Origin of the sequence: Mesorhizobium sp. B2-4-1, from assembly GCF_006442185.1 — a bacterium.
GTDB lineage: Bacteria > Pseudomonadota > Alphaproteobacteria > Rhizobiales > Rhizobiaceae > Mesorhizobium.
The window spans coordinates 48,359-55,903 of record NZ_VFVN01000019.1; the positions used below are offsets into that span (position 1 = coordinate 48,359).

Sequence of the window (7,545 nt, forward strand, 5' to 3'; positions counted from 1 at the left end):
ACCCTTTTGCGCAATGATGCACACCGCGCTGGCATGATCCAAACACCACCCACAGGCACTCATCCGCTCGATCACCTCGTGCTGCCGACCTCGAGCCTGGATGTGGCGCGGGCGCGGCTAACGGCCCTCGGCTTCATCGTCGCGCCGACAGGCATCCATCCATTCGGCACGGAAAATTGCTGCGTCTTCCTCGCGGACGGCACCTATCTGGAACCGCTGGCTGTAGGCGATGATCAGGCCGCGATGAAGGCCGCCGGCCAGGGCAATGTCTTCGTCGCGCGCGACCGGCTCTATCGTGACCGCAATGGCAATGAAGGTTTTTCCGCCGTGGTCCTGACCACGGACGACGCCGATGCGGACCATGCACGCTTTGTCGATGCGAGCCTGTCGGGCGGGGACATGCTGGGCTTTTCGCGGGCGTTCACCGACGCTGCCGGCAAAAGCGACATGGCGTCATTCAAACTGGCCTTCGCGTCGACCGGGGGTTCAACCGATGCGTTCCTGTTCGCCTGCCAGCGCGTCAACGCGCCGGAAGTGGACCGCACGGCGCTGCAGGCTCATGCCAACGGTGCCACGGGAATTGTCGAGATCGTGGCGATCAGCGACGAGCCCGCCGAGCAGCGCCGGCTGATTTCCGTGGCAGTAAACGATCCGACGGCTGACGCGCGCGCCTCCATTTTTCGTCTACCTAACGCTATCTTGGCTGTACTCGACCCGGCCTCTTTCACGGCACGCTTTGGCGTGCCCGCCGGTAAGCCGACGCAACTCCGCTTCGCGGCAGTCGTCTTTTCGGTTCGGCGTGCCGCTGTGGCGGCAGGTCTGCTTGCAGCCAATTCCATCAGATACGATATGTCGGGCAGTGATATCGTCGTGCAGCCGACATCCGGGCAGGGCGCGGCCTTCATCTTTCGGGAGATACAATGAGCAACGCCTTGGCGCCCAATTCATCGGTAACCGTCGGCAATGTCGTCTTCGACAACGCAGCACCGCTGTCGCTGATTGCCGGCCCCTGCCAGTTCGAATCACGCCAGCATGCCTTCGACATGGCCGGCGCGCTGAAGGAATTGACAGGCAGGTTGGGCATCGGCCTCGTCTACAAGACCAGCTACGACAAGGCCAACCGCACCTCCCTGTCGGCTACACGCGGTGCCGGCATGGAAGCGGCGCTCCCGGTCTTCGACGAGTTGCGCAAGGAATTCTCCTTGCCGGTACTGACCGACGTCCACACCGAGGAACAGTGCGCCATCGTTGCGCCGCATGTCGACGTGCTGCAGATCCCGGCCTTCCTGTCGCGCCAGACCGACATGCTGGTTGCCGCCGCAAGGACGGGCAAGGTGATCAACGTCAAGAAGGGACAGTTCCTCGCGCCCTGGGACATGAAGAACGTGGTGGCCAAGGTCACTGGCTCCGGCAACGCCAATGTCTTGACCACCGAGCGCGGCGCCTCGTTCGGCTACAACACGCTCGTCTCCGACATGCGGGCCCTGCCCATTATGGCCGACATCGGCGCGCCTGTGATTTTCGACGCCACCCATTCGGTCCAGCAGCCGGGCGGGCAGGGCGGTTCGTCCGGCGGCGAACGCCGCTTTGTCGAGACCTTGGCCCGCGCGGCTGTCGCCGTCGGCGTTGCCGGCGTCTTCATCGAGACCCACCAGGATCCGGATAATTCGACCTCGTCCGACGGACCGAACATGGTGCCGCTGAAGGACATGCCGGCACTTCTGGAAAGGTTGATGGCGTTCGATCGGGTAGCGAAGGCCCGCTGACCCGGCGCAGCTGAAGGTCGTCGCCGCGGAGGGCATATATCGGCCTGCCACGTCAGTAAGAAGTCACCTTTATACAGGTGGAAAAAGTCGAACAGACCGGCGGAAAAGTCGGGAACCTTCGATCTCGCCCCTCATTGTGAAAGTCCAGAGCAACGACAATGAGGAGCACATCATGACAACCCAGGCAGGACACACAGAGGCTATCGCTGCTTCGCGGGTCATCGGCACATCCGTCTATAACACCGAAGGCACGAAGATCGGCAGCATCGAGGACGTCATGCTCGACAAGCTGTCCAACGGCATCATGTTCGCTGTGATCGGTTTTGGCGGCTTTCTCGGCATGGGTGAAAAATATCACGCCATCCCGTGGGCGAGTTTGGATTACGATGAGGATAGGGGCGGCTATGTCGTGCCATTCTCGAAGGACCAGCTGAAAGCCGCTCCCGCCTATTCGATCAACGAGCTGACGGGCGCCGATGGCGAGGCCGCACGTGACGCCTCCTACAATTACTACAAGGTCGAGCCTTACTGGCATTGACCGGCCAGCCTGACGTGAAAAGGCCCCCGCAAACCAGCGGGGGCCTTTTACATGATCGCCTGCCGTGCTTACTCCGCGCTGCGGAGGGTCGACAGTTGCACCGCGCCCTGTGGAGGCTGCTGGTTGTCGCAGGACGTCAGGAACGCCGCCGCGATCAGGAACAAACTCACGATACCGCTTAACTCGGACATGGCGAAACTCCTCCTGTTTCGCCCCGCGCAGCCGCCATCATAGACCGGCGGCCATCCTATGGCGCATGACTTATGATGACAGGAATTTGCGCTTCGTGAATCGCGCCGGCGGCAATAATTGGCGGTGGCCCGATTGCCTTTTGCGCCGCTTTGGCTAAGACGGGCGCGACGTTTCGTCAGATCAATCGGGGACATCGCAATGACCGCCATCATCGACATTGTCGGGCGTGAAATCCTGGACAGCCGTGGAAATCCGACCGTCGAGGTCGATGTCGTGCTCGAAGACGGTTCGATGGGCCGCGCGGCCGTGCCGTCTGGAGCTTCCACCGGCGCGCATGAAGCCGTCGAACTGCGCGACGGCGGCGCCCGCTATCTCGGCAAGGGCGTGCTGCGGGCCGTCGAGGCGGTCAACGGCGAACTGTTCGAGGCAATCGGCGGCATGGAAGCCGAAAACCAGATCCACATCGACCAGACCATGATCGAACTCGACGGCACGCCCAACAAGAGCCGGCTCGGCGCCAACGCTATTCTCGGCGTGTCGCTGGCGGTGGCCAAGGCCGCGGCCGAAGCCGCCGGCCTGCCGCTCTATCGTTACGTCGGCGGCACCAAGGCGCATCTGCTGCCGGTACCGATGATGAACATCATCAATGGCGGCGCCCATGCCGACAACCCGATCGATTTCCAGGAATTCATGATCCTGCCGGTCGGTGCGCCAACGCTGCGCGAAGGCGTGCGCTGGGGTTCTGAGGTCTTCCACACGCTGAGGAAGAAGCTGAAGGACGCCGGCCACAACACCAATGTCGGCGACGAAGGCGGCTTTGCCCCGAACCTGAAGAGCGCGCCGGTGGCGCTCGATTTCATCATGGAGTCGATCGAGCAGGCCGGCTTCAAGCCGGGCGAGGAGATTGCGCTCGGCCTCGATTGCGCTGCGACGGAATTCTTCAAGGACGGCAACTACGTCTATGAAGGCGAGAAGAAGACACGCGATCCGAAGGCGCAGGCGAAATACCTGGCCAAGCTCGCCGCCGATTATCCGATCATTTCGATCGAGGACGGCCTTGCCGAGGATGACTGGGAAGGCTGGAAATATCTGACCGACCTGATCGGCAAGAAGACGCAGCTCGTCGGCGATGATCTCTTCGTCACCAATACGGCGCGCCTGCGCGATGGCATCCGCATGGGGGTCGCCAATTCGATCCTGGTCAAGGTCAACCAGATCGGATCGCTGACCGAGACGCTCGATGCCGTCGAGACCGCGCACAAGGCCGGCTACACCGCCGTCATGTCGCATCGCTCGGGCGAGACCGAGGATTCGACCATCGCCGACCTCGCCGTCGCCACCAATTGCGGGCAGATCAAGACCGGATCGCTGTCGCGTTCCGACCGCATGGCCAAATACAACCAGCTCATCCGCATCGAGGAAGAACTCGGCAAGCAGGCGCGCTACGCCGGCAAGTCGATGTTGAAGGGCTGAGCCGGAGCATCTGACACAGGGATGGCGGTGAGGGGCGGGAATTCCCGCCCTTTTTCGTTGGAGCGCCTGTGGACGCGTCATCCGTAACCGTCCGTTAAGCACAATGGAGCGAAAAAGACCGTGGTCGCCCGAGTTCGCGACTGCGAGGGAACGGACGATGTGGACGCGTCAGCACAAACAGAGAAACACCGGCCGGCTGATTATCCCCTCGCTCTGCGCGGTGTTCCTGGCCTATTTCGGCTTTCATGCCTATCACGGCGAGTTCGGCATCAATTCGAAATACCAGCTGGAGGCCGAGACTGTTGCCCTGCAGGCCCAGCTCGATGCGATCAAGGCGCGCAGGATGGAGCTGGAACGGCGCGTCAAGCTGATGCACGACGGCACGCTGGAGAAGGACATGCTCGACGAGCAGGCGCGTAAGGCGCTGAATTTGTCCCAGGCCGACGAAATCACCATCATGTTGCCGGTCTCGGCAAAGTAACCAATATCAGGTTAATCACCAATATTTTCAATGATTCTAATTGCTTAGTCGCATGCCAGCTATGCAATTTCGACATGGCGGAACACGTTCTCACGTGTTAGCCTCCCCAAAATCAGTGGGGAGAGCTGATCTCCCCTGAGCAGATTTCATCTTGCTCGAGCAGATTTCATCTTGCTCGAAATGTCCGCGAAGAGACGCCAACAGGGAGTGATGCATGGCAACCGCAGCCAGGAAAGCGCCTGCCAAATCGAAATCCGACGGCAAATCGGGCCTTTCCGCGCCCAAACCAGTGGAATTCACCAAGGACGAGGAGCTTGCCGCCTACCGGCACATGCTGCTTATTCGCCGTTTCGAGGAAAAGGCCGGCCAGCTTTACGGGATGGGCTTCATCGGCGGCTTCTGCCATCTCTACATCGGCCAGGAAGCGGTCGTCACCGGTATGAAGATGGCGCTGATCGACGGTGACCAGATGATCACGGCCTACCGCGACCACGGTCATATGTTGGCGATGGAACTGTCGCCGCGTGGCGTCATGGCCGAACTGACCGGCCGCCGAGGCGGCCTGTCGAAGGGCAAGGGCGGCTCCATGCACATGTTCTCCAAGGAGAAGCATTTCTACGGTGGCCACGGCATCGTCGGCGCCCAGGTGTCGCTCGGCACGGGCCTGGCCTTTGCCAACCGCTATCGCAGCAACAACAATGTCACGCTGACCTATTTCGGCGACGGGGCCGCCAACCAGGGCCAGGTCTACGAAAGCTTCAACATGGCTTCGCTGTGGAAGCTGCCGGTGATCTACATCATCGAGAACAACCGCTATGCCATGGGCACCTCGGTATCGCGCTCCTCGGCGGAGACCGACTTCTCGAATCGCGGCGCCTCGTTCAAGATTCCCGGCATCCAGGTCGACGGCATGGACGTGCGTGCTGTCAAGGCCGCCGGCGATCTCGCCACCGAATGGTGCCGTGCCGGCAATGGGCCGCTGATCCTCGAAATGCAGACCTACCGCTATCGGGGCCATTCGATGTCCGACCCGGCGAAATACCGCTCCAAGGAAGAAGTGCAGAAGATGCGCTCCGAGCATGACCCGATCGAGCAGGTCAAAGCGCGGCTGATCCAGAAGAAGTGGGCAAGCGAGGACGAATTGAAGACCATCGACAAGGAGGTTCGCGACGTCGTCGCCGATGCCGCCGAGTTTGCCCAGCACGACGCCGAGCCGGATCCGTCCGAGCTCTGGACCGACATCGTATTGTAACGGGAGGGCAAGGACATGCCGATCGAAATTCTCATGCCCGCCCTTTCGCCGACCATGGAAGAGGGCAATCTTTCCAAGTGGTTGAAGAACGAGGGCGACAAGGTCGTCGCCGGCGACGTCATCGCCGAGATCGAAACCGACAAGGCGACGATGGAAGTCGAAGCTGTCGATGAGGGCACGCTTGCCAAGATCGTGGTTCCCGCAGGCACCGAAGGCGTCAAGGTCAACGCGGTGATCGCCGTGCTGGCTGTCGATGGCGAAGACGTCGACAAGGCCGGCGAAGGCATCGGTGAAGAGCCCGCCAAGACTGAGGCAAAGGCGCCGACACCGGCACCCGCTGCGGCCAAGAGCGAGGCAGCGGCGCCTGTGGCGGCCGCGCCGAAGACGGAAGTCGCCGCCGATCCTGACATACCCGCCGGGACCGAGATGGTCTCGACCACGGTGCGCGAAGCGCTGCGCGATGCGATGGCGGAGGAAATGCGCCGCGACGGCGATGTCTTCGTCATGGGCGAGGAAGTTGCCGAGTACCAGGGCGCCTACAAGATCACCCAAGGCCTGCTGCAGGAGTTCGGACCGCGTCGCGTCGTCGACACGCCGATCACCGAGCACGGCTTTGCCGGCGTCGGGGTCGGTGCGGCGATGGCTGGGCTGAAGCCGATCGTCGAATTCATGACCTTCAACTTCGCCATGCAGGCGATCGACCAGATCGTCAACTCGGCCGCCAAGACGCTCTACATGTCCGGCGGACAGATGGGCGCGCCGATCGTCTTCCGCGGGCCGAACGGCGCGGCGGCTCGCGTCGCCGCCCAGCATTCTCAGTGCTACGCCGCCTGGTACAGCCACATACCAGGCCTGAAGGTGGTGATGCCTTATACCGCCGCCGACGCCAAGGGACTGCTCAAGGCGGCGATCCGCGATCCGAACCCGGTCATCTTCCTCGAAAACGAAATCCTCTACGGCCAGTCCTTCGACGTGCCGAAGCTGGACGACTTCGTGCTGCCGATCGGCAAGGCGCGCATCCACAAATCAGGCAAGGACGTCACCATCGTCTCCTTCGGCATTGGCATGACCTATGCGGTCAAGGCCGAAGCGGAACTGCGCGGCATGGGCATCGACGCGGAGATTATCGATCTCAGGACCATCCGTCCGCTCGACTTCGACACCATCATCGCCTCGGTGAAGAAGACCAACCGGCTGGTCGTGGTGGAAGAAGGCTTCCCGCAGAACTCGGTCGGCGACCATGTCGCCAACCAGGTGTCGCAGCGAGCCTTCGATTTCCTCGACGCGCCGGTCATCACCATCGCCGGCAAGGACGTGCCGATGCCCTATGCGGCCAATCTCGAAAAGCTGGCTTTGCCGAATGTCGGCGAGGTCATCGAGGCCGTCAAAGCCGTCTCATATCGCTGAACCGGGCGGGAGGACACAATGCCAATCAACATCACCATGCCGGCCCTCTCGCCCACCATGGAAGAGGGCAATCTGTCGAAGTGGCTCGTGAAGGAGGGCGACAAGGTTTCGCCCGGCGATGTCATTGCCGAGATCGAGACCGACAAGGCGACGATGGAAGTCGAAGCCGTCGATGAGGGCACGGTGGCGAAACTGGTCGTTCCCGCCGGCACCGAAGGCGTCAAGGTCAATGCGCTGATCGCCGTGCTTGCCGCCGAGGGTGAGGACGCAAGTGCCGCCGCGAAAAGCGGTGGCGATGCCGCACCGGCGAAAGCGGAGCCTCCCAAGGCTGAGACATCGAAGACCGAGAGTCCCACCTCTCCGTCCGATGGGGGAGGTCGCGCCGCGGGTGAACCCACCGCCGCGCCCCCCACCCCGGCCGGAAGGCCTGCCGACC

General features: G+C 62.1%; 9 protein-coding genes. 8 read left to right on the plus strand and 1 reads right to left on the minus strand.

The window, feature by feature from the left end; translation table 11 throughout:
- Positions 1 to 33: 33 nt before the first annotated feature.
- The 3 genes from FJ949_RS29250 to FJ949_RS29260 all read left to right on the plus strand — a co-directional run bounded on the left by FJ949_RS29250 (position 34) and on the right by FJ949_RS29260 (position 2,304).
- The gene (locus FJ949_RS29250; RefSeq protein ID WP_140501350.1) at positions 34 to 924 is read left to right on the plus strand and encodes a VOC family protein; all 891 of its coding nucleotides are present in this window, start codon (positions 34 to 36) and stop codon (positions 922 to 924) included.
- Positions 921 to 1,766 (plus strand): 3-deoxy-8-phosphooctulonate synthase, encoded by an 846-nt coding sequence (gene kdsA / locus FJ949_RS29255; protein ID WP_140501337.1) that lies wholly within the window; start codon positions 921 to 923, stop codon positions 1,764 to 1,766. The genes FJ949_RS29250 and kdsA overlap by 4 nt, the downstream gene beginning before the upstream one ends.
- Before the next feature lie 172 nt (positions 1,767 to 1,938).
- On the plus strand, positions 1,939 to 2,304 hold the full coding sequence (locus tag FJ949_RS29260; RefSeq protein ID WP_140501340.1) for a PRC-barrel domain-containing protein: 366 nt from the start codon (positions 1,939 to 1,941) through the stop codon (positions 2,302 to 2,304).
- Between the two features lie 68 nt (positions 2,305 to 2,372).
- Here the strand turns inward: FJ949_RS29260 and FJ949_RS31050 are convergent, their stop codons facing one another.
- Positions 2,373 to 2,495, minus strand: a complete 123-nt coding sequence (locus FJ949_RS31050) for a hypothetical protein (protein WP_263483006.1) — start codon at positions 2,493 to 2,495, stop codon at positions 2,373 to 2,375.
- 199 nt (positions 2,496 to 2,694) lie between these two features.
- On the opposite strand from FJ949_RS31050, the gene eno reads away from it, so the two are divergent.
- The 5 genes from eno to FJ949_RS29285 form a co-directional block, all read left to right on the plus strand.
- A complete protein-coding gene (gene eno / locus FJ949_RS29265) occupies positions 2,695 to 3,969 on the plus strand; it encodes a phosphopyruvate hydratase (protein ID WP_140501342.1) in 1,275 nt (424 codons plus the stop codon).
- Positions 3,970 to 4,126: 157 nt separating this feature from the next.
- The gene (locus tag FJ949_RS29270) at positions 4,127 to 4,450 is read left to right on the plus strand and encodes a septum formation initiator family protein (protein ID WP_140501344.1); all 324 of its coding nucleotides are present in this window, start codon (positions 4,127 to 4,129) and stop codon (positions 4,448 to 4,450) included.
- 214 nt (positions 4,451 to 4,664) lie between these two features.
- A complete protein-coding gene (gene pdhA, locus FJ949_RS29275; protein ID WP_140501346.1) occupies positions 4,665 to 5,702 on the plus strand; it encodes a pyruvate dehydrogenase (acetyl-transferring) E1 component subunit alpha in 1,038 nt (345 codons plus the stop codon).
- 15 nt (positions 5,703 to 5,717) lie between these two features.
- Positions 5,718 to 7,109 carry a pyruvate dehydrogenase complex E1 component subunit beta gene (locus FJ949_RS29280; RefSeq protein ID WP_140501348.1) on the plus strand — a complete coding sequence of 464 codons (1,392 nt, stop codon included), beginning with the start codon at positions 5,718 to 5,720 and terminating at the stop codon, positions 7,107 to 7,109.
- Between the two features lie 18 nt (positions 7,110 to 7,127).
- A partial coding sequence (locus FJ949_RS29285) for a biotin/lipoyl-containing protein (protein ID WP_246680048.1) occupies positions 7,128 to 7,545 on the plus strand: 418 nt, incomplete at its 3' end.